Origin of the sequence: Actinocrispum wychmicini, assembly GCF_004345645.1 — a bacterium.
Taxonomy (GTDB): Bacteria; Actinomycetota; Actinomycetes; order Mycobacteriales; family Pseudonocardiaceae; genus Kibdelosporangium; species Kibdelosporangium wychmicini.
This window is the reverse complement of the sequence record NZ_SLWS01000006.1, coordinates 723,233-749,257: the sequence shown is the minus strand read 5'-3', so window position 1 is coordinate 749,257 and position 26,025 is coordinate 723,233. Positions and strand designations below refer to the sequence as shown.

The 26,025-nt window shown below is 68.2% G+C and carries 22 protein-coding genes; 12 read left to right on the top strand and 10 right to left on the bottom strand.

Annotated features, from left to right (window positions below):
* Window positions 1-184: 184 nt before the first annotated feature.
* The 6 genes from EV192_RS29885 to EV192_RS29860 all read right to left on the bottom strand — a co-directional run bounded on the left by EV192_RS29885 (window position 185) and on the right by EV192_RS29860 (window position 6,985).
* Entirely contained in the window at window positions 185-1,948 is a 1,764-nt protein-coding gene (locus tag EV192_RS29885) for an RICIN domain-containing protein (protein WP_132121225.1), read from the bottom strand.
* A 219-nt stretch (window positions 1,949-2,167) separates the two neighbouring features.
* Window positions 2,168-3,163 carry an ABC transporter substrate-binding protein gene (locus tag EV192_RS29880; protein ID WP_132121539.1) on the bottom strand — a complete coding sequence of 332 codons (996 nt, stop codon included), beginning with the start codon at window positions 3,161-3,163 and terminating at the stop codon, window positions 2,168-2,170.
* 30 nt (window positions 3,164-3,193) lie between these two features.
* Complete coding sequence (locus EV192_RS29875) at window positions 3,194-4,222, bottom strand: ABC transporter permease (RefSeq protein WP_132121223.1); 1,029 nt, start codon at window positions 4,220-4,222, stop codon at window positions 3,194-3,196.
* Window positions 4,219-4,980: an ATP-binding cassette domain-containing protein gene (locus tag EV192_RS29870; protein ID WP_132121221.1), complete on the bottom strand. Its 762-nt coding sequence runs from the start codon at window positions 4,978-4,980 to the stop codon at window positions 4,219-4,221. The genes EV192_RS29875 and EV192_RS29870 overlap by 4 nt, the downstream gene beginning before the upstream one ends.
* Window positions 4,977-6,011: a class I mannose-6-phosphate isomerase gene (locus tag EV192_RS29865; RefSeq protein WP_243727140.1), complete on the bottom strand. Its 1,035-nt coding sequence runs from the start codon at window positions 6,009-6,011 to the stop codon at window positions 4,977-4,979. The genes EV192_RS29870 and EV192_RS29865 overlap by 4 nt, the downstream gene beginning before the upstream one ends.
* Window positions 6,008-6,985, bottom strand: a complete 978-nt coding sequence (locus EV192_RS29860) for a LacI family DNA-binding transcriptional regulator (RefSeq protein WP_132121219.1) — start codon at window positions 6,983-6,985, stop codon at window positions 6,008-6,010. Before EV192_RS29860 ends, EV192_RS29865 begins: the two co-directional genes overlap by 4 nt.
* Window positions 6,986-7,386: 401 nt before the next feature.
* Here EV192_RS29860 and EV192_RS29855 point away from each other — a divergent pair, with 401 nt between their 5' ends.
* The 3 genes from EV192_RS29855 to EV192_RS29845 all read left to right on the top strand — a co-directional run bounded on the left by EV192_RS29855 (window position 7,387) and on the right by EV192_RS29845 (window position 12,671).
* Window positions 7,387-10,596, top strand: coding sequence for a GH92 family glycosyl hydrolase (locus tag EV192_RS29855; RefSeq protein WP_132121217.1), 3,210 nt, complete (start codon window positions 7,387-7,389; stop codon window positions 10,594-10,596).
* A 117-nt stretch (window positions 10,597-10,713) separates the two neighbouring features.
* On the top strand, window positions 10,714-11,628 hold the full coding sequence (locus EV192_RS29850) for an ABC transporter ATP-binding protein (protein WP_132121215.1): 915 nt from the start codon (window positions 10,714-10,716) through the stop codon (window positions 11,626-11,628).
* Window positions 11,625-12,671: an ABC transporter permease gene (locus EV192_RS29845; RefSeq protein ID WP_243727138.1), complete on the top strand. Its 1,047-nt coding sequence runs from the start codon at window positions 11,625-11,627 to the stop codon at window positions 12,669-12,671. The genes EV192_RS29850 and EV192_RS29845 overlap by 4 nt, the downstream gene beginning before the upstream one ends.
* A 31-nt stretch (window positions 12,672-12,702) precedes the next feature.
* Here the strand turns inward: EV192_RS29845 and EV192_RS29840 are convergent, their stop codons facing one another.
* Window positions 12,703-13,101 (bottom strand): phage holin family protein, encoded by a 399-nt coding sequence (locus EV192_RS29840; protein WP_132121213.1) that lies wholly within the window; start codon window positions 13,099-13,101, stop codon window positions 12,703-12,705.
* A gap of 46 nt (window positions 13,102-13,147) precedes the next feature.
* On the bottom strand, window positions 13,148-13,777 hold the full coding sequence (locus EV192_RS29835) for a tetratricopeptide repeat protein (protein ID WP_132121211.1): 630 nt from the start codon (window positions 13,775-13,777) through the stop codon (window positions 13,148-13,150).
* Window positions 13,778-13,871: 94 nt separating this feature from the next.
* Between EV192_RS29835 and EV192_RS29830 the strand changes: the two genes are divergently transcribed.
* Window positions 13,872-14,348, top strand: a complete 477-nt coding sequence (locus EV192_RS29830; protein ID WP_132121209.1) for a hypothetical protein — start codon at window positions 13,872-13,874, stop codon at window positions 14,346-14,348.
* Complete coding sequence (locus EV192_RS29825) at window positions 14,345-16,453, top strand: bifunctional polysaccharide deacetylase/glycosyltransferase family 2 protein (protein WP_132121207.1); 2,109 nt, start codon at window positions 14,345-14,347, stop codon at window positions 16,451-16,453. The genes EV192_RS29830 and EV192_RS29825 overlap by 4 nt, the downstream gene beginning before the upstream one ends.
* On the opposite strand, the gene EV192_RS29820 is transcribed toward EV192_RS29825, so the two are convergent.
* Window positions 16,443-16,946, bottom strand: coding sequence for a MarR family winged helix-turn-helix transcriptional regulator (locus tag EV192_RS29820; protein WP_132121205.1), 504 nt, complete (start codon window positions 16,944-16,946; stop codon window positions 16,443-16,445). The genes EV192_RS29825 and EV192_RS29820 overlap by 11 nt on opposite strands.
* Before the next feature lie 59 nt (window positions 16,947-17,005).
* Between EV192_RS29820 and EV192_RS29815 the strand changes: the two genes are divergently transcribed.
* From EV192_RS29815 to EV192_RS29805, 3 genes are read left to right on the top strand one after another with little or no spacing between them, the layout of a single operon-like run.
* Window positions 17,006-17,302, top strand: coding sequence for an MTH1187 family thiamine-binding protein (locus tag EV192_RS29815; protein ID WP_132121533.1), 297 nt, complete (start codon window positions 17,006-17,008; stop codon window positions 17,300-17,302).
* The gene (locus EV192_RS29810; protein WP_243727137.1) at window positions 17,292-18,164 is read left to right on the top strand and encodes an SCO6745 family protein; all 873 of its coding nucleotides are present in this window, start codon (window positions 17,292-17,294) and stop codon (window positions 18,162-18,164) included. The genes EV192_RS29815 and EV192_RS29810 overlap by 11 nt, the downstream gene beginning before the upstream one ends.
* A gap of 29 nt (window positions 18,165-18,193) precedes the next feature.
* Entirely contained in the window at window positions 18,194-19,138 is a 945-nt protein-coding gene (locus EV192_RS29805) for a tetratricopeptide repeat protein (RefSeq protein ID WP_132121528.1), read from the top strand.
* Window positions 19,139-19,206: 68 nt separating this feature from the next.
* On the opposite strand, the gene EV192_RS29800 is transcribed toward EV192_RS29805, so the two are convergent.
* Window positions 19,207-20,670, bottom strand: coding sequence for a neutral zinc metallopeptidase (locus EV192_RS29800; RefSeq protein WP_132121203.1), 1,464 nt, complete (start codon window positions 20,668-20,670; stop codon window positions 19,207-19,209).
* A gap of 203 nt (window positions 20,671-20,873) precedes the next feature.
* Here EV192_RS29800 and EV192_RS29795 point away from each other — a divergent pair, with 203 nt between their 5' ends.
* The 4 genes from EV192_RS29795 to EV192_RS29780 all read left to right on the top strand — a co-directional run bounded on the left by EV192_RS29795 (window position 20,874) and on the right by EV192_RS29780 (window position 26,022).
* Complete coding sequence (locus EV192_RS29795) at window positions 20,874-22,514, top strand: NPCBM/NEW2 domain-containing protein (RefSeq protein WP_132121201.1); 1,641 nt, start codon at window positions 20,874-20,876, stop codon at window positions 22,512-22,514.
* A 48-nt stretch (window positions 22,515-22,562) separates the two neighbouring features.
* Window positions 22,563-23,966, top strand: coding sequence for a Si-specific NAD(P)(+) transhydrogenase (sthA, locus tag EV192_RS29790; RefSeq protein WP_165960667.1), 1,404 nt, complete (start codon window positions 22,563-22,565; stop codon window positions 23,964-23,966).
* 79 nt (window positions 23,967-24,045) lie between these two features.
* Entirely contained in the window at window positions 24,046-25,440 is a 1,395-nt protein-coding gene (locus EV192_RS29785) for a neutral zinc metallopeptidase (protein ID WP_243727136.1), read from the top strand.
* A gap of 129 nt (window positions 25,441-25,569) precedes the next feature.
* Window positions 25,570-26,022: a YbaB/EbfC family nucleoid-associated protein gene (locus EV192_RS29780; protein WP_132121195.1), complete on the top strand. Its 453-nt coding sequence runs from the start codon at window positions 25,570-25,572 to the stop codon at window positions 26,020-26,022.
* The last annotated feature ends 3 nt before the right edge of the window (window positions 26,023-26,025 follow it).

Below are 26,025 nucleotides of genomic sequence, written 5' to 3'. Positions count from 1 at the left end.
CGGAGTTTCTTGTAGCAGGTGAGGGTGACGAAGGCGCAGAAGGGGTTGGCGTAGCGATGCCACGTGGTTGTCGATCAGCACGTGAGAGAGGGTGTTCATGTCGTTGTTCACGACTCGATCTTGAACACCCTCCGTCCACGTCAGCCGCCGGGCTCCGGCACCCGAGCTTCACGCGATCGATCGTCTAGCTGTCCGGGGTGAGGGTGAGGGTCTGCTCGGCCGCGGTGCGGTTGCCGCCGATGATGTTGCGGGTGGTGTCGGTCCACGTGCGGGCCGGGGTGGTCTCGACCAGGCGGCCGGTGTCCGACGACAGCGCCAGCACAAGGCCACTGTAGCGGTTGACCAGGCGATACGTAGTGCCGGAAGGGATCATCCACCACTGCTGTCCGACACTGGAACCCGGCAGCACCGTGGGTTTGGCGCCCCAGGCCCGGCCGGAGTCGGCCGTCGAGGTGACGCCGAGGGCGTTGCCGGAGCCGACGTTGACGATGCGGAAGGCGCCGTCGCCGGTGGGGCTGAAGGTCCACTTCTCCGCGTTCGACCCGGTTGACGCACCGGATATCGCCGTCGTGCCGCTGCCGGCCTGGAACAGGACCCGGCCGCCCACGCCGATCGTGTACGACCTGGCGGTGTCCATAAGGGACGCTTGGGTCGATGAGGTGATGGCGGTGTTGATGTACTGGCCGCTGGCGTTGTTCGCGCAGCCGAAGGCGCAGTAGATGCGGAAGTTCTTGCCGACGATCGTGGAACCGGTCTTGCTGGCCGTGTCGAGGAACCAGCGGTACCACGACGCGGTGTGGTAACCGCCGGTGTCACCGAGCTTGAACCACCTCTGCGTCGACAGGTCGGCGGTCGCGTAGATCTCCTGCGGCGCGTTGCCGGACTGGTTGACCGCCTGCGGGGTACCGATGTAGAGACCGAGGTAGGCGTCGTAGGCGATGTTCATGACGAACAGCGGTGACGTCGGCGGCATCTTGCCCGCCGCGATCTGCTGACTCGCGGTACCGGTGTTGGCCGGGTTGTACTCCGACGAGGTCGAGACGTACCCGTTGGCGTTGGTGCTGGTCGGGACCATGGTGCTCTCCCGCCCGCCGACACCGGGCTGCGACCACGAGCCGCCGTACCACTTCTGCCATGAGCCCCTCGCCATCTTCGACGAGATCGGCGACCGCGCCACGTGGCCGTAGAACGCCACCCAGCTACCGGACTTGTCGACGATGCGCGAGCCGTAGAAGGCGTAGAAGTAGCCCGACGCGACGTCAACGAACAGGCGCTGGTCACCAGTGCCGTAGCGGTAGGTCTGGTTCGGGAACGCGGAGCTGTTGCGCGCGGTGCTGTACGGCGAGGTGATCGCGTGGTCGCGGATGGTCCACGTGCGCCCCCGGTCCTTGGACACGGCGTAGTCGATCGAGTCGTAGTGCAGGCCATCGCCGAAGGGCTGCGGGGTGAACTCGTTGTGCACCAGGCCGTACCAGTCACCGGTGTCCGGGTCGACCCAGACACCGATCAGCGTGCAGTAGTTGCGCTGCGAGTAACGCGAACCCGACGGCGCGTAGGTCGACTCGACGCCCGTGGGGCTGTTGTTGCAGCGCCAGGTGGTGTTGTTGTTCCTGTCGGAGGAGTTGCGTGGGTTCACCGCGTCGCTGATCGACGAGCGGGTAGCCGTCTCGAAGTTGCTTCCGGAGAAGAAGTCCCAGTAGCGGGGCTCGGTCGAGCCGTAGAGGGACGCCGACTGCTGGAAGTAGAACGTCCCGTCTTTGTCGATGTAGGTGCTGGCGGGGGTGTCGGTGGGATGCGGATAGGTGCCGGTGGAGTTGACGGTCACGGTGTAGGACGCGAGCGAAGCCGCTGTCGACGGCGTGACCACGCCGAACACAGCCGCCACCACTACCGCCGCCGTGCCGGCAGTGGCGAGCCGCGCGGACCGCGAACGAAGCAGGACCTTCATGAGTACTCCAAGGGTGCAGGGTCGGCTCATGATTGACCGAAGATGAACGTAAGTCAACAGTTTCAATCAACTCTGATCATCTTCGCGCACAATCGCACACCGAGCCCGTGCCTGAGCAGACGTCGCGATCTTCGCCGGCCGGCCAGCTTGTCCACCCAAAAAGACCGGCCGTGCTGTCCGAAGTGGACAGCACGGCCGGGTTGGACGGTGTTTTCGCTGCTAGCACTTGGTCTTGTAGAAGAACTCCGCTTTCTGCTGCATGTCGTCCTTGGTCAGGGCGACGAGGGGGGCGGCGATGTTTCGCTGGACCGACTTTCCTTCGATCGCGTTCACCGCCTGCTCGACTCCGGTCTTGCCGATGGTGGCCGGGTCCTGGGCGATCAGGGCTTGGAAGGCGCCGCTCTTCAGGGCTTCCACTTCGGAGGGGCTCGCGTCGAAGCCGACCAGTTGGACCTGGCCGACCTTGCCGGCGCTGCGCAGGCCGGTGGCGGCTCCCTCGCCGGAGTTCAGGTTGGTGGCGAAGACGCCGATCAGGTCGGGGGTGCTGGCGATCGCGGCGGTGACCTTCTGGGCGGCCACGGCGGGCTCGTTGTCGGTGAACTGGATGCCGACGGACTTCAGGTTCGGGGCCGACTTCTTGAGTTCGTCCTCGAAGCCCTTGGCGCGGGCGGCCGTTGTGGACGTTCCGGCCTTGGTGTCGAGGACCAGGACTGAGCCGGACTTGCCGTTGGTGAGTTTGGCCATGGTCTGGGCGGCCAGTTCGCCACCTTTGGTGTTGTCGGAGGAGATCGAGGAGGCGGCGACGCTGGTGTCCTGCAGGGCTGTGTCCACCTCGATGATCTTGGCGCCCATGTCCTTGATCTGCTTCATCTGGGGCGCCATCGTCTTGTCGTCGGTCGGCGCGATCAGCAGGGCGGCTGGTTTCTTCGCACCCAACGCGGTCACGATGGGGGCTTGCATGGTGGCGTCGAACTTGTCCGGCGCCTGGGTGGTCAGGGTGTAGCCGGCGGCTTTCGCGGCCGTTTCCGCGCCGCACTGCAGCGAGATGTAGAACGGCTCGTTCTTCACGCCGACGACCAGTTCCAGGTCCTTGTTGGTGTTACCGCCCTGGGCCGCGCCGGATGACCCGGATGGCTGCTGGGTGGTGTTCTCGCCGATCTTCCCGCCGCAGGCGGTGAGCAGCGCGCCCACGGCCACCACGGCCCCGGCCAGCATGAGCGTCCTCGTTGACACTGTTACCTCCGACTACCTTTTGTTCCGGGCACGTCTACGTTGCTGGTCGAACCACACCGCGGCGACGAGTACCACGCCGACCGCGATCTGCTGCCAGTACTGCTGGACGCCGATGATGTTGAAACCTTTTTGCAGCACCGCCGGGATGAACACGCCGATCACCGTGCCCAGGATGGTGCCGACCCCGCCGAACAGGCTTGTCCCGCCCAGGACGACCGCGGCGATCGCGTTGAGGTTGTCCGTGGTGTGGCCGGAGATCGTGGTCGACGTGAAGTACGCCAACGACATGAACCCGGCGATCCCGGCCAGGAAACCGGTGAGCAGGTACACCGTGGTCAGGTGCCCCCTCACCCCGATGCCCGCCCGCCGCGCCGCCTCCGCGTTGGACCCGATCGCGAACGTGTACCGGCCGAACCTCGTTGTGTGCAGCACGAGGCCGAAGATCAGGGTGATCACCGCGGCCACCACGACCAGGTTCGGGATGTTGCCCTCCAACGTCCCGAAGCCCAGCGTGTCCTGAAGTTGGGTGGGTACCGTGCGGACGTCGGTGCCGTCGTTCAACAGGCTCGCGACACCCAGTGCGGCGCCCAACGACCCCAACGTGACGATCAGCGGCGGGATGTGCGCCCGCGCGATCAGCAGGCCGTTGATCAGGCCCCACAGCGACCCGCCGGCCACCGCGACCACCAGGCCGATGAGGATCACTCCCCAGCCCGCGTTGGTGGCGTCCTGTCCCGGGCTCAGCCACTCCATGGTCTTGGCGGAGATCATCCCGGCGAAGATCAGCACCGAGCCGACGGACAGGTCGATCCCGCCGGTGATGATCACGAACGTCATCCCGACCGCGACCACCAGCAGAACCGACGTCTCGACGAACAGCCGCTGGAAGTTGAAGAACGTGAGGAACGAGTTCGGCGCCAGCGCGCTGAACACGACCAGGAGCGCCAGGAGCATCAAGGCGATCCAGAACGTGTTCGCGGAGACGACCCGCGCCCCCAGGCTCCGGCGCTCGATGCCCGGAACAGTGTCCACGGTTGTCATGCGGCGTTCTCCTGGGTCAGGGCCCCGGTCATGGCGCCGACCAGGTCCTCCAGGGTGGCCTCGGCCGCGGTGAACCGGGCCACCCGGCGGCCCAGCCGCAGCACCTCCACCCGGTCCGACACCGACAGCACCTCGGGCATGTTGTGGCTGATCAGCACGACCGCCATACCCTCGTCCCGGACCCGCCGGATCACGTCGAGGACCTTCTCCCGTTGCACCACACCGAGTGCGGCGGTCGGTTCGTCCATGAACACCACCTTGCTGGCCCACACCACGGACCGGGCCACCGCCACACTCTGCCGCTGGCCACCGGACAGCGCGCTGATCGGGACGTCGATGCTCTGCAACGTCACGCCGAGCCGGGTGAACTCCGCCGCCGCCTTCCGACGCATCTCGGCCTTGTCCAGCACACCCAGCCGACCCAGCAGGCCCTTGCGGCGGATCTCCCTGCCCAGGAACAGGTTCGCGGCCGGGTCCAGTTCGGGCGCGACCGCCAGGTCCTGGTAGACCGTCTCGATCCCGAGCCGGCGGGCGGCCACCGGCGAGTCCAGGGCGACCGGCGTGCCTTCGATCAGGATCGTGCCCGAGTCCGGGATCTCCGCGCCGGACAGGCATTTCACCAAGGTGGACTTGCCGGCGCCGTTGTCGCCGATCAGAGCCACCACCTCGCCCGCGCCGACCTCGAAGGAGGCGCCGCGCAGGGCTTCGACCGTACCGTAGTGCTTGACGATGTCCTTCGCCTGTAGGACTGGTGTCACTGGGGAACCTCCGGCGGCAGGCAACGGATCGCGGTCACGTCGCCGTCCACAATAGACTCCCCGGCGCGGTGCGGAAGCACATATGTGTCACCTTTTCTCAGCGGGACCGAATTCTGTCCAGTGGACAACGTCCCGGAGCCGTCCAGCACGACCAGCACCGAGAACGACGGATCCAGTGCGGCGCCGCCACGGATCCGTTGCGCGCGAAAGAAAGCGGCCGCGTCCGGACCCAGCAGGTCGGTCACCGGGCCGGCGTCCTCGGTGTGCCGGACGATGGACGCCAGCCGGCCGGCGTCCCACCCGGACCGGTCGACGCAGCCGAGCACCACGTCGAAGCCGAAGCCGAGGTGGCCGCCGGCCTCGGAGTCCAGGAAGTCCTTCCACTCCAACGTCACCGACAGGTCGGTCGGCTGCTGCAGCTCGACGATGAACACCCCGGCGCCGATCGCGTGCGGCAGACCGGCGGGCACGAACACGGTGTCACCCGCCCGGACGGTCACCGGGTTCAACGCGGACAGCATCGCCGCGGTGTCCTGTTCGGCCACCCAGTCCGCCACGGTCGACGCGGACACGTCCCCGGTGAATCCGATGTGGACCTGACCGCCGTCCGCCGGCGTGCCCACCACGATCCACGCCTCGGTCTTCCCGTAGTGCGAGTTCATGTGCGCGCGGGCGAACTCGTTCGACGGATGGCAGTGCACCGGCAGCCGCTGACCGGCGTCCAGGAGCTTCACCAACACCGCCGGGTCCGCCCCGAACGACGTCGCGTGCGAACGGCCCAGCCAGTTCTCCGGGTGCAGCCGGACCGCGTCACGCAGCCACTGGCCGTCGTCCAGCCTGGTCAGGCCGTCGGTGGGCTGGCCGAACCTGGTCGTGGTCGACGCAACCCAGTCCTCCGGTCCGTGGTCCAGCCGCGCGTTCCCCGCCCCACGCAGCGCGACGATCCCGCTGCCGCCGGCGTAGAACTGGAGCGGCTGGTTGGCCGGCAGCCAGACCGGGCTCGTGCCCAAGGCTGCGTCTGGGCTGTTCAAGGGCGTACCTCTCCTGATCCCCGAGCGATGATGTGCGCCGGCAGCACGATCCGGCGCGGCGGTGACGTGTCGCCCTCCATCCGGGCGAAGAGCAGTTCGGCGGCGGCGCGCCCCATCCCGGCGATGTCGTACGCGAGCACGGTCACCGGTGGGTCGAGCAGGTCCGCCAGTTCGAAGTCGTCGAATCCGGCCAACGCGGGCCGCTGCGGAACCGTGCTCAACGCGCGCAGCACCATGACTGTGATCCGGTTGTTGCCCGCGATCAACGCGGTCGCGCCCGCGGCGAGCAGCCGCGTGACCTCGGTGGTGACGTTGGGCTCGGCGTGCGGGCCCATCACGACGAGCGACTCGTCGTAACGGATGCCGGCCCGCGCGCAGCCTTCCCGGAATCCGCGTAGCCGTTCGCTCGCGGTGAAGATGTCCGGCGCGTCCCCGAGGAAACCGATCCGGCTGTGCCCGTGCCCGGCGAGATGGTCGACCATGGCCGCGGTCCCGCCAAGGTTGTCAACGAGCACGGTGTCGGCGACCACGTCACCGGCCGGCCGGTCGACGAACACGACGGGCGTGCCCGCGCGCATCTCAGGCACGAGGTAGCCGTGCTGCATCCCGGCGGGAACAACGATCAACCCGTCCACGCGGCGGGAGCAGAACTCCAGCGCCAGCTCACGTTCCCGGGCCGGGTCCTCGGCCGACGAGCCGGTCAGCACCTGCCGGCCGAACTGCCGCGCGACCTCTTCCACCGCACGGGTGAGCACGGAATAGAACGGGTTCCCGACATCTTCGAGAACCAGGCCGATGGTCCCGGTGGACATGCCGCGCCGCAGGTTGCGGGCGCCGAGGTTGCGGCGGAAGCCGAGCTGTTCGATCGCGGCCAGCACGCGCTCCGCCGTGTCCGGGTGGACACCGGGCTCGTCGTTGACCACCCTGGAGACGGTCTTGATGCTCACGCCGGCAAGCCGCGCGACGTCGCTCATGGTCGCTCGGCGAACCTTGCGGGCTCCTGTTTCCGACAACGTTGTCATGGTGCGGCGAGTGTCACATCGTGTGAAGCGCGTGTCAACGGCTGTCTGGTCTACGCCCCCGGTTCGGTTTGACATGGGGACCCCCACAGGGCCTGCAAGCCGACTACGCCGGCAGGCCAAGGGGTCTCCGGTTCAGTCCCCCAGGTCCTTCGCTGGGACGTCTTTGGGCCTGCCGCCGCAGCCAGCTTAAAGGCCCTGTGCCCCATGTAAAACCGAACCTCTGTCCGGTGTCGCCGCCGCTCTTGTGCTTCGTTGGGGATTGACTAACTGTTGACTCTCCGCGATGTTTCAGACACGAATGGTTGACAGCGACAAGGTTGTCAGTCAGTCCTTCGTGGGAGGCGATCAGGCAGATGTCACGCAGACGATGGTTGGTTGCGGTGTTGGCGGTGGGCCTTGCTGTGGGCTCGGTGCCGGCGAACGCCCAGTCGACCGTGGATGATCTCGCACAGTTCGTGAACCCTTATGTGGGGACCAGGCCGGGTGGTCCGGACCAGGGCACCGGGGGTGGCGCCGGCAACACGTTCCCCGGTGCGGACGTGCCGTTCGGCATGGTCCAGTGGAGCCCGGACACCGTCACCCCGCAGCACGGCGGTTACTTCTATGACGACAACAGGCTGCGGGGGTTCAGCCTGACACACCTGTCCGGGGCCGGGTGCTCGACGTACGAGGACATTCCGTTCATGCCGTTCGTCGGCGAGGTGACCACGTCACCCGCGACCGACCCGGGCAGGTACGTCGCGAAGTTCAAGCACGCCAACGAGAATGTCACGCCAGGTTACTACGGGGTGAGTCTCGACTCGGGCGCCAAGGTCGACCTTTCGGTCACCCAACGCACCGGTATGGGCCGGTTCCAGTTCCCGGCGGGTGCGCCGGCGACGTTGTTGGTCAACACGTCCGGCTCGGTCGCGGGCACGGACGACGCCCAGGTCACGATCGGGACGGACACCATCTCCGGGTGGGCCACCAGTGGGCGGTTCTGTGGCGCGACCAACAGTTACCGGGTGTACTTCAGCGCTCGGTTCGACCGGCCGTTCGAGTCGGTCGGCACGTGGAAGAACGGCGCGGTGACGCCTGGGCGGGCCAGTGAACGAGGTGGCTCGCAGCCCAAGGTCGACCTGCGGAAGTCCGCGAAAGCCCTGGACACCACCGTGTCCGGGCCGGGTTCTGGCGGCTTCGTCACGTTCGACTCGTTCGACAACGACACCGTGAACGTCCGAGTTGGACTGTCCTTTGTGTCAATGGACGGCGCGGCGGCCAACTTGGCGGCGGAGAGCGGGGACAAGACGTTCGACCAGGTCAAGGACGCGGCCAGGGCAGCGTGGAACAGCCGGTTGAACGCGATCCGCGTCACCGGCGGCACAACCGACCGGAAGACCACCTTCTACACCGCACTGTACCACTCCTTGTTGCAACCCAACGTGTTCTCCGATGTGGACGGTAGATATACCGGCTTTGACGGTCGTGTACACACGGCCGACAAGGGTCACGCGATGTACACGAACTTCTCGGGCTGGGACATCTATCGTTCGGAGGCCCAACTGTTGGCGTTGATCGCGCCGAACGAGATGTCCGACATCGCGCGGTCCATGATCGCCTACGCCGAACAGGGCGGCTCGTGGGACCGCTGGACGGTCGCCAACGGGTACTCCGGTGTGATGGTGGGCGATCCGTACCACGTCATCGTGTCGACCGCGTATGCCTTCGGCGCCAAGGACTTCGACGCGGGCAAGGCGTTGCTGCTGATGCTGCGTGGGGCGACCCAGCCCACTCAGGGCTACGTCGAACGCCCTGGCCTGGCCGACTACCAGAACCTTGGCTATGTGCCGATGGGCGCGGCGGGAGTCTGGGGGCCGGCCGCGACCACCCTGGAGTACGCGAGCGCGGACTTCGCCATCTCGCAGTTGGCCCGCAGGCTGGGTGACAGCGCGACCTGGAGCACGTTCGCCAAACGCGCCCAGAACTGGCAGAACCTGTACAACCCGGCCAACAACTACCTCCAGCCGCGCACCAAGGACGGCGCGTTCACGCAGTCGTTCAACCCCGGTTCGGGCGACGGTTATGTGGAGGGCAACGGCGCCCAGTACTCGTGGATGGTCCCGTACGACCCGCGTGGCCTGTTCAACGCGATGGGTGGTGACGCGACCGTCGTGAACCGGCTGGACACGTTCTTCACCCAGCTCAACGCCGGGCCGAACCAGCCGTACGCGTTCATGGGCAACGAACCGAACGCCAATGTGCCGTGGCTGTACGACTACGCGGGCGCGCCCGCCAAGACCCAGGCGACCGTGCGGCGGATCATGGACGAGCTGTACAGCCCGCACGAGGACGGGCTGGTCGGCAACGACGACCTCGGCCAGATGTCCGCGTGGTACGTGTGGGCCGCGATAGGCGCGTACCCGATGATCCCGGGCCGGGCCGAGCTTGTCCTCAATGGACCTTCGTTCAGCCAGGTCGTGGTCACCCGGCCGACCGGCGCCACCATCACCATCAACGCGTCGGGCGCCGGCCAGTACGTCGGCGGCCTGACCTTCAACGGCCGGCCGTCCACCAGGACATGGCTGCCGGAGTCCGTTGTGGACAAAGGCGGCACGGTCGACTTCGCCATGTCCACCACGCCGGCCACCTGGGGCACCGGGGCAGGCGACGCGCCGCCGTCGTTCCGGGACGGCGAGGTGGGGCAGCGCGGGTACGTCAACCCGGCCCGGATCCTGCTGCCCGCAGGCACTTCCGGGTTCGTCGAGATCGGCGCGCAGGACTTCTCCGGCGACGGCGCCCAGGTGCAGTGGACCGCGCCACCGCCGCCGGGAATCGCGGTGATCCCCGGCGGCGGCTCGATCGACGTCCCGCCGGGTGGCCGAGCCGGCCGGTCCATCGCGCTGCGCGCGGAACCGGACACCCCGGAGGCCACGTACCAGGTGGCAGTGACGTTCAGCGGTCCCGGCGGGTCGTTGGGGAGCGCGACGCTGCAGATCCTGGTCGCCCCGCCGGGCAGCCTGCGGGCGTCGTTCAACAACATCGGGATCTCGCCGGACAACGCCATGTCGGTGGCGAACTTCGACAACGTCGGCTTCAGCTACTCGGCGAACGCGTTGGCCAACGTGGGCGTGAAGCCGGGTGCGGCGATCACAGTGGACGGTCTGGCGCACACCTGGCCGATCACCGGGCTGGGTGAACCGGACAATGTGGTCGCAGCCGGACAGACCATCGTCGTCACGGCCCCGGCCGGCGCCACCAAGCTGGCACTGTTGGGCAGCGCGGCCAACGGCAGCGCGTCCGGGACGTTGACGGTCACCTACACCGACGGCACGACCCAGCAGGCCGCCGTCGGGTTCTCCGACTGGACGCTGGGCGGTGGCGGCCAGACGCCGTCGTTCGGCAACCGGATCGCGGCCGCGTCCCAGTACCGCAACTCGGTCAACGGGAACACTCAAGGCATCACGACGTACGTGTTCGCCACCGCGCCGATTGGACTGGACGCGACCAAGCAGATTCGCAGCGTCACCCTGCCCGGGTCGGTCAGCGGCGGCAGCCTGCACGTGTTCGCCCTCACCGCGGGATGAAGTCCATTAGGGATTAATTAGGGTACTCAGCCGATTGGTCTAACCAACTGGCTGATATTTGTACCGGAATGACCCGCCGGCCGCCGTCCACAGCGGCCGGCGGGTTATCTTGCGGGCATGACAAGGTCTGGGGGAGATGCGATCGTCGTCTCCGACATCCGGAAGAGTTATGGCGACCTCAAAGCGGTGGACGGAGTTTCGTTCACCGTGGCCGAAGGCGAGTTCTTCGGCATTCTCGGGCCGAACGGCGCGGGGAAGACGACGACGCTGGAGATCATCGAGGGGCTGCGCGAGGCCGACTCGGGCGGCGTGACGCTGCTGGGGGAGAACCCCTGGCCGCGCAACGTCGGCCTGCTGCCCCGGATCGGGGTGCAGCTGCAGGGGTCCGCGTTCTTCGAGAAGCTCACCGCGCGCGAGCAGTTGGAGACGTTCTCCTCGCTGTACGGGGTGTCCACCAAGATCGTGGACGAGATGCTGGAGATCGTCGGGCTGACCGACAAGGCGAACACCCGGGAGGACAAGCTGTCCGGCGGTCAGCGCCAGCGGCTGTCGATCGCGTGCGCGCTCGCGCACGACCCGGACGTGGTCTTCCTGGACGAGCCGACCGCGGCGCTCGACCCGCAGGCGCGACGCAACCTCTGGGACGTGCTCCGGGCCATCCAGGAGCGCGGCAAGACCATTGTGTACACCACGCACTACCTGGACGAGGCCGAGATCCTGTGCGACCGGGTGGCCATCATGGACCACGGCCGGATCCTCGCCATGGACACGCCGGCCGCGCTGGTCCGTGGGCTGGACGCGCCCACGCGGATCATGCTGGAGCGCGGCTCGATGTCGCTGGAGCAGATCCGGGGCTTCATCGGCGTCGACGACGTCAGTGAGGACGACAGCAGCCTCACTGTCATCACCCGCAAGCCGGCGCCGGTGCTCAGCGCGCTGGCCGAGCACGGCAACCTGGACGGGCTGCAGGTCCGTACCGCCACCCTTGAAGACGTCTTCCTTGACCTGACTGGACGGGAGTACCGGGCGTGAGCGCGTTCAAGAGCCTGTCCACCGCGATGGGCAAACGGTTCTTCCGGGACAAGGCGACGCTGTTCTTCGTGTTCCTGATGCCGTTGATGTTCCTGGTCATCTTCGGCCTGCTGTTCAAGGGCAGCGACAGCAACAAGCTCAAGATCGGTGTGGTCGGCGACGGCCCGGTGATCCAGACGCTGCAGCAGATCGGCGGGGTCGACCCGCAGAGGATCGACACGCTCGACGCGGCCGTGGACAAGGTCAAGAACGGGGACCTGCCTGCCATCCTCGCCGAGAACGGCAACGACATCCAGCTCCGGTTCGCCGCCAGCGACCAGACCAACGCCGGGCTGATCCAGGGCCTGGTCAACGGTGTGGTGGACCAGATGAACGTCCGGGCCACCAATCAGCCGCCGAAGTACATCCTGGCGGCCAACCAGGTCGAGGACTCGTCGCTGACCGCGATCCAGTACCTCACGCCGGGCATCCTGTCCTGGGCGGTCGCGTCCGCGGGCGTGTTCGGCACCGGCGTGTCGTTCGTGGCGTGGCGCAAGAAGAAGGTGCTGCTGCGGTTGCGGCTCGCGCCGGTGTCCCCGATGACGGTCCTGTCGTCCCGGATCGCGGTCACCCTGGGCATCGCGATCGCCCAGGGGGTCCTGTTCATCGGGGTCGCGTCGCTGCCGGCGTTCGGGCTGAAGCTGTCCGGGACATGGGCACTGTCCATTCCGGTCTTCCTGCTCGGCATGCTGGCGTTCTGCGCGATCGGCCTGCTGGTCGGCGCGTTCGCCAAGACCGAGGAGGCGGCCACCGGCGCCGCGCAGATCGTGATCCTGCCGATGGCGTTCCTCGGCGGCACGTTCTTCCCGATCGACCGGGCGCCGGGCTGGCTGCAGACGGTGTCGAAGATCTTCCCGTTGCGGCACATGAACGACGGCATGCAGGACTTCCTCGTGCGCAACAAGGGCGTGGAGGCCCTGCTGGTGCCGTGTGCCGTGCTGCTCGCGTTCACCCTGGTCGTCGGGTTCATCGCGACCCGGGTGTTCCGCTGGGACGAGGGCTGACCGACGGGGCCGCCGCTGGTCCCCGACGGGGTCAGTGGCGGCCCTTCGGCACCAGTTTCTTGACGTGCAGCGGCAGGGTGAGGACGAAGCTGACGACCGCGACCACGATCGCGCCGAAGAAGCCCGGCCAGAACCCGGTGACCTCGAACGGCAGGTCCGCCTTGCCCGCGATCCAGCCGACGAACATGAACAGCAGGCCGTTGACCACCAGGCCGACCAGCCCGAACGTCAGCAGGTAGAGCACACAGCCGGCGACCTTGATGATCGGCTTCAGCACGGCGTTGACGATGCCGAAGAGCAGGGCGACACCGATCAGCGTGCCGATCCGGGCCGCCGTCGACGTCCCCTGGAGCAGTTCGATCCCGGCGACGATGAGGGTGGACACCCAGACCGCGACGGCGGTGGCGAGGACTCGATACAGGAATTCCACGGGCCCACCCTCTCACGCCGATCACCGACGGGCCGGTAGCCGGCGATCACGACATGGCGGCTCGGGTCTGCTCGACCCACCCGAGCACGGCTGTGGCCCCGCACTCGCGTGCCACGGAGGCGGCCTCGTTGAGCATCGACGTGTCGCCGACACACTCGCCAAGAGCCAGCAGCGCCGCCGCCACGCCGGGCAGGAAACCGATCTCGCGGCGCAACCGCAGGGACTCCTCGAACTGGGCGCGTGCTTCATCCGACCGACCTGCGGCCCGCGCCACGAAAGCCAGATGCCGCACGGCATAGGACATGATCATTTTATCGCCGGCCGCAGTCGCCAGGTGATAGGACCTTTCGAAGTACGGCAGCCCGGCATCGTGATCACCGCGGACCACCTGGTGGACGATGCCGACCCAGAACAGCGCCTCAGCCTCGGCCCGGCTGTCGCCGAGACCGCGGTACAGCTCGGCGGCGCGCGTGAACAGCTCGAACTCGCGAGGATCCTCGACGCGTTCGCGCAGGAACTTCGTGTGCAGGATCCGGCCGCGCGCCAGGGCGACATCGGCCTCGGCGGAGTCCAGCTCCTGCTCGGCGAGCGCGAGAGCGTCCGCGTCCTCGGTGAACTGAACCTGTTCGTACAGCGCTCGCGCCCGATCCATATCCATGGGCGACGAGAGTTCCATGATCCGATGTTTCCGTGCCACTCATTACGGACAGTCACTGTTCCCTTTACCGGCAAGGTTTGCGTATGGTGTGCGCGCCCGAGAGAGCACAGGAATGCGGACTTCCCTGACCGAACGCGATACGCAGCCGATGACGCGGCCACGGCCGGTGTTCGTCGACCCCAGCGGCAGGCGGCGCCGGATCGTCCGCCGTGTCGCTGTTGGAGTGTCCGTACTGGTCGGTTGTTACGTGCTGGTGCTGTTCGCGGCTGCCCTGGGTGTGCCGGTGCCGCATCCCGGCTTCCTGCCGTTGCCCGATCCGCCCACCCAACAACCGGTTCAAGGCGGCCCGGACACGAGTGGCAACCCGCCGCCCGGTACCCGTGATCCGCGGCGGCAGTCCGCCTCGGTGGCCACAAAGGCACAGGTCCCGTCCGGCGGCGCACCGGGCACAGGGGTCGTGGTGACTCCCGCCGAGCCGCCTTCGGTGACGTCGACCGTCCAGCGGCCCAACTCCAACGCGAACCCGTCCCCGCCGGGACTGACCAAGCACACGGAGACCCACTCGCACGGCAACGGTCCGCCACAGTGACCAGGCGTCCGGTTCCCAGGGCTCACTGGTTGCTGCTCTGTGTGCTGCTCGTCGGCGCCGCCGGGTTGTTCACGCTGCACGCCTTGGTGATCGGGCAGTTCCACGCCGACGAGACCACGGTCGAGGGTGCCGCCGACACGGTTCCGCCGCAGATCCGGACAGGCGGCTCCGTGATCGACGCCCGTGGCCCGGCACCGCACTCGGCCCGGCCACCGGACCGGGCCGTGGCGTTGACGTTCGACGACGGCCCGGATCCCGAGTGGACCCCGAAGGTCCTCGCTGTCCTGGGCGAACATCACGTACACGCGACGTTCTTCGTGACCGGCGCACACGCGGCCCAGTACCCGGGCCTGGTGCGTGCGATCCTCGCCGGCGGCCACGAGATCGGCAACCACACCACCACCCACAGCGATGTCCGCGACCTGGGAGCCACGTCGACCGACCTGGAGTTGCGCGGCACGGACCTCGCGTTGGCCGGCGCGGCCGGTGTCACGACGTCGTTGTTCCGGCCGCCCTACTCGGCCACTCCCGCGTCCGTCGACGACGTGGCCTGGGCAGCGGACCAGGCGATCGGCGCGGCCGGGCGGCTGATCGTGCTGTCCGATGTGGACTCACAGGACTGGCGGCGGCCCGGTGTCGAACAGATCGTGCGCAACTCCAAGCCACCCGACGACAAGGGCGTGGTCCTGCTCATGCACGACGCGGGCGGTGACCGTGCCCAGACGGTCGCCGCCTTGGACCAGCTGATCCCGGCGCTGCAGTCCGGCGGCCGGCACGTCGGATCGGTCGGCGAGACCGCCGGCATCACGCAGACCAACCAGCCCGCGGAGACCGTTCCCCAGCTGGGCGGCTGGCTGCTGATCGCGGCCGTCTGGGCGGGCGACGCACTTGCCTCCCTGATGGGGGTCCTGCTCGTCGTTTCCGCCGCGCTCGCCGCGTTACGCGCCGTGCTCACGCTTGTCACGACCGCCATCCACGTGCGCCGCAGCCGGTTCCGCGCGCCGCGACCGGTCAACGACCCGGTCACCGTGATCATTCCGGCCTACAACGAGAAAGAGGGCATCGAGGCGACCGTGCGGTCCGCGCTGGCGTCCGACCACCCGGTCCAGGTGATCGTCGTGGACGACGGATCCACCGACGGGACCGCGGACATCATCGAACGGCTACGCCTGCGGCGGGTACGGGTGATCCGCCAGCGCAACGCGGGCAAGGCGGCGGCGCTGAACACAGGGCTGGCCGCGGCGCGCACGGAATACGTCGTGCTCGTCGACGGCGACACGTTGATCGAACCCGACACGGTCGGCCAACTCGTCCGACACTTCGGCGACCACACCGTCGGTGCCGTGTCCGGCAACGCCAAGGTCGGCAACCGCGGCGGCCTGCTGGGCAAGTGGCAGCACATCGAGTACGTGATCGGGTTCAACCTGGACCGCCGCATGTACGACGTCCTGGAGTGCATGCCCACGGTCCCGGGGGCGGTGGGCGCGTTCCGTCGTTCGGCACTGCTGCGGCGCGGCGGCGTCGCCACGGACACCCTCGCGGAGGACACGGACCTGACGATGGCGCTCGAACGAGCGGGCTGGCGCGTGGTGTACGAGCAGAACGCGCGCGTGTGGACCGAGGCGCCGGCGACCCTGGGACAGCTCTGGAAGCAGCGATATCGCTGGTGCTACGGAACACTGCAGGCGGTGTGGAAGCACCGGCGGGCGGTGCTGGGACGTGGTGCGGCGGGGCGGCTCGGCCGGCGCGGTATCCCGTACCTGGTGTTGTTCCAGGTGGTGCTGCCGCTGATGGCGCCGTTCGTGGACGTCGCCGCGGTGTTCGGTGTGATCGCCGGGGACTGGTCCGTCACCCTGGGCTACTGGGTGGCCTTCCAGGTGCTGCAGGTGATCCCGGGGGTGGTCGCGTTCCGGTTGGACGGTGAACCGTTGGCGCCCCTGCTCGCCATGCCGTTGCAGCAGTTCGTCTACCGGCAGCTGATGTACCTGGTGGTGATCCAGTCGGTGATGACGGCGGTCGCCGGGGCCCGGCTGCCCTGGCAGAAGCTCGACCGGGTCGGGCTGAGCCCGGCTCCCAGCAGCCGGATCAGCCGGATCAGTCGGTGAAGTCGCCGACCGACTTGCGGACCCGCGCCAGCAGGTCGCTGAGCTGCCTGGTCTGCCGGCCGGTCAGGCCGCGCAGGCCGAAGTCGATCGCGGTGACCGCCTCGGTCGCCGCCGCCCGGCGCTCCCGGCCGGCCTCGGTGATCTCGGTCAACGTGGTACGCCGGTCGGTCGGGTGCGGGATGCGCTTGACCAGGCCGTCCGCTTCCAGCCGGTCAACGATGTTGGTCACACTCGTGGGGTGCAGCTGCAGGCGTTCCCCCATCACCCGCATCGGCAGGCTGCCCCGCTTGGAGAACGACAACAGGACAAGCGCCTCATAACGGGCGAAAGTGAGGCCGTGCGGCCGTAGCGCGCCGTCCACGGCCGACTGGATGATCTGCTGCACGCGCATCACACTGGTGACCGCCGCCATCGCCTCGGCCGGGCCGATGCGCTCCTCCCACAACTCGGCCGCGCGGGCGATCGGGTCGAACGGCAGCGGACGTGACGTCATGGCGCATGAAGCTACCAGTAGGTAGACATTGAGCTGGGATCCTTTGGAGGGAGATGCCTGTGCTCATCGCGTTCAGTGTCAGCCCGCTGGGCGGGGAATCCGACAGTGTGGCCAAGGCCGTCGCCGAGGCCGTGCGCGTGGTCCGTTCGTCCGGCCTGCCGAACCGGACCTCGGCGATGTTCACCGAGGTCGAAGGCGAGTGGGACGAGGTGATGGACGTGGTGAAACGGGCCGTCGACGCCGTGCAGGCGTCCGCGCCGCGGGTGAGCCTGGTCCTCAAGGCCGACATCCGTCCCGGCCACACCGGACAGATCACCGCCAAGGTCGAACGAGTGGAGCACTACCTTGACGACTAGCCGGACGATGTGGGTACTACTGGAGTCGTACCACGACGTCACGTATTTCACACCGGAGTCCCGTGCGGCGACCGACAGCCTCGGCTGCAAGGGCGGCTGGATGGGGTACTTCGGCATGCGGGCCGCGCCGCTCGGGGCCGTGCCGCCCGAGCTGGTGATCTCGACGTTCTACAACTTCCACCCCTGGATGGTCCGCCGCGCGATCCCGGACGCCTGGCAGGTCGCCTCGCCCAAGCAGTTCCTGGCCACGCGCCTGGCGGGCGCGGAGGCGGCGCTGCGCCGGATGCTGGGTGACGCGCTCGACACCCTGGACGAGGCCGCCGACCTCGCGGTGACGGCCGCGAAGAACGCGCCCATCGCGGGCCGGCCGCTCGGGGCCGCCAACGCCGCCCTGCCGTCGCCGTCGTCGCCGGCCATGGCGCTGTGGCAGGCCGCGACCGTACTCCGGGAGTCCCGAGGGGACGGGCACGTCGCCGCCCTGGTCGCGGCCTCGTTGGACCCGATCGAGACGCTGGTGCTGTTCGCCGCGGAGCGAGGGCTGCGGCCCGAGTACATGCGGCAGGCCCGCGGCTGGTCAGAGGAGGAATGGACGGCGGCCGCCGACCGGCTCACCGAGCGCGGACTGCTGTCCCCGGACGGCATCACCGAGGCCGGGACCGCGCTGCGCAACGACGTCGAGGACCGCACGGACGCGCTCGCGTCCACTCCGTGGGACGGCCTGGGACCGGACCGGACGGACCGTCTTGCCGAGTTGCTCACACCCCTGGTGCAGTCGCTGGCCGACCAGAACGACGCGATGCGCGCCAATCCCATGGCGCTGGACGTACGGGCCGCTCTGGCTCGTGCCAGGATGGATACGTGACAAGGCCAGATCCCCGTCAGACCGCCGCGATGTCCGCGGCGCTGTCCGGTGCCGTCGACCTGTCCGCCCTGAAGGCACGGGCGGACGCACAGCGGCAGGCACCGGCCTCCGCGCCGGCCGCCGCGGGTGCCCCACCGGCAGCCAGCGGCGCGTTCGTGTTCGACGTCACCGAAGCGACCTTCCAGGCGGACGTGGTCGAACGCTCCCTCCAGGTGCCCGTGGTCGTCGACCTGTGGGCGGACTGGTGCGGTCCGTGCAAGCAGCTGTCCCCGGTGCTGGAACGCCTGGCCGAGGCGGGCGGCGGCGCGTGGCTGCTCGCCAAGGTGGACGTGGACGCCAACCCGCGGATCGCCCAGCTGTTCGGCGTGCAGTCCATCCCGACCGTCGTCGCGATCGGCGGCGGCCAGCCGGTGGACGCGTTCACCGGCGCCCAGCCCGAGCCGCAGATCCGCCAGTGGATCACGGCCCTGCTGGACGCCCTGCGGGAACGCCTGCCCGGCATCAGGGCGGCCGAGGCCGGTGGTGGCGCCGAGCCCCCGCCCGAGGTCGTCGAAGAGGAGCCGGTCGACCCCCGGTTCGTCGCCGCGGAGGACGCGTTCGAGCAGGGTGACTTCGCCGCCGCCGAGGCCGCGTACGAGCAGATCCTGGCGGCCGAGCCGGCCAACGAGGACGCCAAGGCGGCGCTGGCCCAGGTGAAGTTCACCGCCCGCGCCGAAGCCGCGGACCCCTCGGCGGTCGCCAAGGCCGACGCGAACCCCTCGGACGTCGACGCCCAACTGGCCGCGGCCGACGTGGAAGTCGCCCAGCAGCAGGTCGACCAGGCGTTCGCCCGGTTGATCGCGTCAGTGCGGCAAACCGCGGGCGACGACCGCGACAAAGTCCGCTCACACCTGGTGGACCTGTTCGGCCTGTTCCCGGCGGACGACCCCCGAGTCGCCAAAGCCCGCCGAAACCTCGCCTCAGCCCTCTTTTAGCAGCTCACCCCTCGTGAGTACTTTTGCGAGCTATAGCTCGCAAAAGTACTCACGAGGGGTTGGTGGGGTTATGTGAAGCGGGCGGTGCATTCCTTGGCTGAGGTGAAGCCGAGGCGGAAGGCTTCGACTCGGGCGAAACCGGCTCGCACCGGGCTGCCGTTGATGTCCGCGGCGATCAGGCTCTTGCCCATCAGCATCTCGGCCACTGCCTCGTCCAGGTCGCCCGGGGACATTCGCAGGACGTTGTCGCCCTGGCCCGGCTGTTGGGCCACGTTCGCCCAGGCGCCGACCAGGCAGGCCGTGCGCAGGGCGGCTTTCTCGTCGTCCAGCTTGAGGTTGTTCGCCTTCTGCACGGACAGTGTGTAACGGGACGCTATCTCGGCGAACGCGGCGAAGTCGCCGATGCCGACGCCGTCCGCGCCGGGTTCCTGGCCCTGGCCGCGTTTCGGCGGCGTGCCCAGTTTGGCCAGCGCGGCCCTGTCGATGGCCACGATGTTCTCCCCCGGGCAGAACGCCGCCGGGGTGGTCGTCCTGCTGGACGAGCACTTCGAGCCGTTGTCCACGATCTTCGGCGGGGTGCTGCCGCTCTGCTTGAAGGCCGCGTCCAGGCTGATCTGCAGCTCCTTGATGTGCTTGTCGTCGACCGGGACGTCGCCGCGGAGCTTGTCGTTCTCCGCGTAGTCCTGCTCCTTGACCCGGCTGTCGATCTCGGCCTGGTCGATCTTGGCGCAGCGCTTCGGGCCGTCGGTGAACCCGGCCTGGAACCCGAACTCGCGGTCCCACGCCAGGCCGTGCGCGCCGGACTTGTTCGCGTCCGTGCCGACCGGGTCACGGATGAAGAACATGGTCGCCAGGATCCGGTTCAGGCCCTCGCCGGTGGAGATCTGGAACCGCTTCGACTTGCCGTCCGCGATCCACCGGAAGAACGCGCCCGCGTAGCAGTCCGCCTGGTTCTCCTTGACGATCGTCTTGGTGGCCTGGGTGATGTTGCTCTTCGGGCCGAGCTTGAACTGGACCGCGTGCCCGGTCTCGTGCGCCAGCACGGTCACCACGGACATCTTCCCGAACTTCTTGGACAGTTCCGGCAGCAGCACGCCGCGGTCCCACGAGATGCTGTCGTCCAGGCTGCAGTAGAACGCGTTCACCAGGCCGGCCGTGCTCGTCTGGCACAGCTGCAGGCCTTTGCCCTTGGAGTCGTACGACGTGAGCTTGGCCAGCGGGGTGAACTTCTGCCCGTCGAAGTCCGCGGGCATCTCCTTGCCCCAGTACTCGTACAGGTCCGCCACCGCGGCCAGGGCGAGCTGGTCCATCTCCCCGTTGTCGGCGTTGTCGGCGGCGAGCCCCGGCGGCGGCGCGTCCGGACGCAGGCCCGAGGGCACCTGGGAGTCGTCGGTGACCTGAAGGCCGGCGACCGTGCCGGCGTCGATCTCGCCCTCGGCCTTGGCACTTCCGGTCACGGCCTTGCCGCAGCCGACCAGCATCACCAGAACGGCAGCGATGGCCATGGCCATCCGCCCAGCTTCGCGTCGCATTTCTCCCGTGTCCCCAACTGTGCCGGAAAGCCAACGTCCAGCACCCTACTGGCCGCCTCCGTCCGGCGTACGGCAAACCGCCGAACAGGGCTTTCCGCTGGCCGGAACCCTTGACCAGGCGCATGCGCGATGCTTACTTTCTAGCCGTACTCCGGTGCGAATGTCGCCGCCCCGCACCTGACCTCGAGTCGTAGGGACGGCACATGCTCAAGAAAGTCATCGCCGGCGTCACTGGTCTGTCCACAGTGGCCGCTTCGGTGCTCGCCCTCGCCCAACCCGCGCTGGCGCTGGACAACGGTCTGGCCCGCACGCCACCGATGGGCTTCAACAACTGGAACACCACCCAGTGCACGGCCACGTTCAACGAGTCCATGATCAAGAGCATCGCGGAGGAGTTCGTGTCCAAGGGCCTGAAGGACGCCGGCTACCAGTACGTCAACATCGACGACTGCTGGGCCAAGACCAGCCGCAACGCGCAGGGCGACCTGGACCCGGACCCGGCCCGGTTCCCCAACGGCATCAAGGCGCTGGCCGACTACGTGCACTCGAAGGGCCTGAAGTTCGGGATCTACACCAGCGCGGGTACGCACACCTGCAACAAGGCGGGCTTCCCCGGCGGTCTGGACCACGAGCAGCAGGACGCCAACCGGTTCGCGTCCTGGGGTGTGGACTACCTGAAATATGACAACTGCAACAACCAGGGTGTGGACGCCCAGACGCGCTACAAGAAGATGCGGGACGCGCTCGCGGCCACCGGCCGTCCGTTCGTGTACTCGATCACCGAGTGGGGGCAGAACCAGCCGTGGCTGTGGGCCCAGCCGGTGGGCAACCTGTGGCGCACCACCGGGGACATCAGCGACTCGTACACCAAGATGGTGTCGATCTTCACCAAGAACCTGCCGTTGGCCCAGTACGCCAAACCGGGCGCGTGGAACGACCCGGACATGCTGGAGGTCGGCAACGGCGGGATGACCCCGGCCGAGTACCGGTCGCACTTCAGCCTGTGGTCGATCATGGCCGCGCCGCTGCTGATCGGCTCGGACCTGCGGAAGGTCTCCGCGGAGAACTACGCGACCCTGGTGAACAAGGACGTCATCGCGGTCGACCAGGACCCGCTGGGTGTCCAGGGCAAGCAGATCTCCGCCGCCGGCAACAAGTATGTGATCTCGAAGCCGCTGTCCAATGGGGACTACGCGGTCGCGCTGTTCAACAACAACTCGTCGGCCCAGACCATCAGCACCACGGCGGCCGCGATCGGCATCGGGTCGGCGTCGTCGTACACCCTGAAGGACCTGTGGTCGAAGTCGACCCGGTCCACGACCGGGACGATCAGCGTGTCCGTGCCCGCGCACGAGACGGTGGTCTACCGGGTCGCCAAGGGTGTCCGGACCGCGCCGTCCGCCGGCACCCACCAGGTGTCCGACCTGAGCTGGGACTCGGCCGTGAGCGGCTGGGGCCCGGTGGAGAAGAACACCAGCAACGGCGGGAAGCCGGCCGGCGACGGCCACCCGTTGACCGTCAACGGCACCACCTTCACCCAGGGTCTCGGGGTGCACGCGGCCAGTGACATCTCGTTCTACCTGGGCAAGGCGTGCACGTCGTTCTCGGCCAGTGTCGGCGTCGACGACGAGGTCGCGGCCACCAAGGGTTCGGTGGTGTTCCAGGTCTTCGCCGACGCCACCAAGGTCGCCGACAGCGGAACGCTCACCGGGGCGAGCGCGGCGAAACAGATAACGGGTGACGTTTCCGGCGCGGACGAACTGCGGCTCGTCGTCACCGACGCCGGCAACGGCATCGACTCGGACCACGCGGACTGGGCCAACGCCACCATTTCCTGCGGTTGACATTTCGCGGTTCACCAAACCCGGGGCCCATGAGGCAGGCTGTGGTGTGTGAGCGAGCACGACTACGACCTGATCGTTCTGGGCTCCGGGCCCGGCGGGCAGAAGGCCGCCATCGCAGCCGCCAAGCTGGGCAGACACGTGGCCGTGGTGGACCGGCACGACATGGTGGGCGGGGTGTGCGTCAACACGGGCACCATCCCGTCGAAGACGCTGCGGGAAGCCGTCCTGTACCTGACCGGGATGAGCCAGCGGGAGCTGTACGGCGCCAGCTACCGGGTCAAGCAGGACATCACCATCGCCGACCTGATGGCCCGCACCCAGCACGTGATCGGCCGGGAGGTCGAGGTCGTGCGGGCCCAGCTGTTGCGCAACCACGTCGAGCTGGTGGACGGGATCGGCCGGTTCGTCGACCCGCACACGATCGCGGTCGAGGGCCGGGCGCGGACCACGATCAGCGCGGACTACGTCGTGATCGCCACCGGCACCACGCCGGCCCGGCCGAGCGAGGTGGACTTCGACGAGGCCCGCGTGCTCGACTCGGACGAGATCCTCGCGCTGGACACCATTCCCGGGTCGCTCGTGGTGGTCGGCGCCGGGGTGATCGGGATCGAGTACGCGTCGATGTTCGCCGCGCTCGGCAGCCGGGTGACCGTGGTCGAGCAGCGTGAGCGGATGCTGGAGTTCTGTGACCCCGAGGTGGTCGAGTCGCTCAAGTTCCACCTGCGCGACCTGGCGGTGACGTTCCGGTTCGGCGAGAAGGTCGTGGACGTGGCGGTGAAGGACTCCGGCACGGTCACCACGCTGGCCAGCGGCAAGCGGATCCCGGCCGAGGCGGTGATGTACTCGGCCGGCCGGCAGGGCATGACCGGCAGCCTGGACCTGGACAAGGCGGGTCTCACCGCCGACCGGCGCGGCCGGCTGAGCGTGGACCCGCACTACCGCACGCCGGTCGAGCACATCTACGCGGTCGGTGACGTGATCGGGTTCCCGGCGCTCGCCGCGACCTCGATGGACCAGGGCCGGTTGGCCGCGTACCACGCGTTCGGCGAGCCGGTGCACGAACTGGGCTCGCTGCAGCCGATCGGCATCTACACGATTCCGGAGATCTCGTACTGCGGCGCGACCGAGGCCGAGCTGACCACGTCGGCGGTGCCGTACGAGATCGGCACTGCCCGTTACCGGGAGCTCGCTCGCGGTCAGATCGCCGGTGACTCGTACGGCATGCTGAAGCTTCTGGTGTCCACAACGGACCGGAAACTGCTCGGTGTGCACGTTTTCGGGACGGGCGCGACGGACCTGGTGCATATCGGACAGGCGGTGATGGGATGTGGTGGCACGGTCGACTACCTGGTCGACGCCGTGTTCAACTACCCGACGCTGTCCGAGGCGTACAAGGTGGCCGCGCTCGACGCCACGAACAAAATCCGCGCACTGGACCGCTTCTCGATGTGACCTGCACTTTTGGGCGGTCATATCAGTCAAGCGCATCGAGATGACACCGCCGACACACGCGAACAGGCACACTGGACGAGTGTCTCGGTCCTTTGGCGTTGCCCTGGCGGTCGCCGCGGTCGCCCTGGTGGCGTCCGCCTGCACGACCGCGGTCCCCGGCATGCCGCTCGCGGCGGGCGGCGTGATCAACCACGACCAGGGTGGCGATGTCGACCCGTCGTTCATCAACAACACCGACGGCGGTGAGATCGACAAACTGGCCGCGACGGTGATCAAGGACGTGGAGAAGTACTGGCGGGAGACGTTCCCGACCACCTTCGGCGGCCAGGCCTGGCAGGACCTGAAGGGCGGCTACTACTCGGTGGACACGAGCAACCAGGGCGCGCCCGCGCCGCCGTGCGTCAACCAGGCCGCGGACATCGAGGGGAACGCGTTCTACTGTCCGACCGCGGACTCGATGGCCTGGGACCGGGTGGCGCTGCTGCCGGTGCTGAAGGACCACTTCGGCGAAGCCGCCGTGATGCTGGTGCTCGCGCACGAGATGGGCCACGCGGTACAGCGCCGGGCCGGGATCACGCCGTCCGCCGAACGCCAGAACCCGCAGAAGTACCCGACGATCCTGTTGGAGTCGCAGGCGGACTGCTACGCGGGCACGTTCGTCAAGTGGGTCACCGACGGCAAGGCCGACCGGCTGCTGGTGGACCGGGAGGCCCTGGATCCGGCCCTGGAGGCGATGGTCGCGTTCCGTGACCCGGTGGGCACGGCGAAGAACGCCCAGGGCGCGCACGGCGACGCGTTCGACCGCGTCTCGGCGTTCCAGGACGGCTTCGACAAGGGCTCGAAGTTCTGCTCGACGATGTCGGTGGACAACCGGCAGTTCACCGCCCGCGCGTTCGGCTCGGACCAGGACGAGGCCACCGGTGGCAACTCGACCATGGACGAGGTGCTCAAGGACATCCCGGGCGACATCGGCACGTTCCTGAAGACCAAGGTGGGCGCGCGGTACACCCCGCCGAAGTTCACCCAGGTCGACTCGGCACCCACCTGCGGCAAGGGGGATCAGGGCCCGGCCGCGTTCTGTGTGGACGCGCGGGAGATCGACGTGGCGCCGCGCGGCGAACTGGCCAAGCTGCACCAGAAGATCGGCGACTGGGCCACCGGCACGATCGTGGCGAGCCGCTACGGCCTGTCCGTGCTCGCCGCCATGAACAAGCCGCTGACCGGCCCGGACGCCCAGAAGGCCGCGCTGTGCGTCGCCGGCGCGTACAGCGGGGAGTTGCTCAACCGCAAGTCCGACCAGCCCACGTTCACGCTGTCCCCTGGCGACCTGGACGAAGGCGTGAAGGTCCTGCTGCAGAACGACTACGCGGCCAGGGACGCGGACGGCAACGCGCCGCAGACCGGCTTCGAGCGCGTCTCGGAGTACCGCAACGGTGTTGTGGGTGGCCTCAAGGCCTGCGCCCTCGGCGGTTAGTCCACAAGGGACATTCTGGTTGGTCGTGACGGAGTAAGTGCCGCCGCCATTCGGGTTGATTCGGCGAGTCCCGGGAACGGCGTGGTTCACTACGTCGTCTCATGGCCACACGCGCGTGAAGGGTGTCTGATGAGCGAGCCGTTGTTCACCACGGGTGCCGAGGCCAAGGAGCGCTTGGACCGGCTCGCCGCCGAGACCCGGGCGAAGGCCGAGCGGTACCAGGCGATGCAGGCCAAAGCCGGGCAGGTCTCGGTCACCGAGAAGGGCAAGGACGACGTGGTCACGGTGACCATCGACTCCGCCGGGAACGTGACGGACCTGCGGATCACCGACGCGGTCAAGGACATGACAGGCGAGCAGGTGGCCAACGCGGTGCTCACGACGTTGCGCCGGGCGCAGTCCCGGTTGCCGGAGCGGCTGAGCGAGGTCATGGCCGAGACGATCGGCGACGACCAGCGGACCATCGACGCCGTGGTCGCCAACTACCGCGCGAAGTTCCCCGCGCCCAAGGATCCCGACGCCGAACCGACCACACCGGACACCGGGGACTGGGACGAACGGCCACTGTTGACCGAAGAGTGAGAA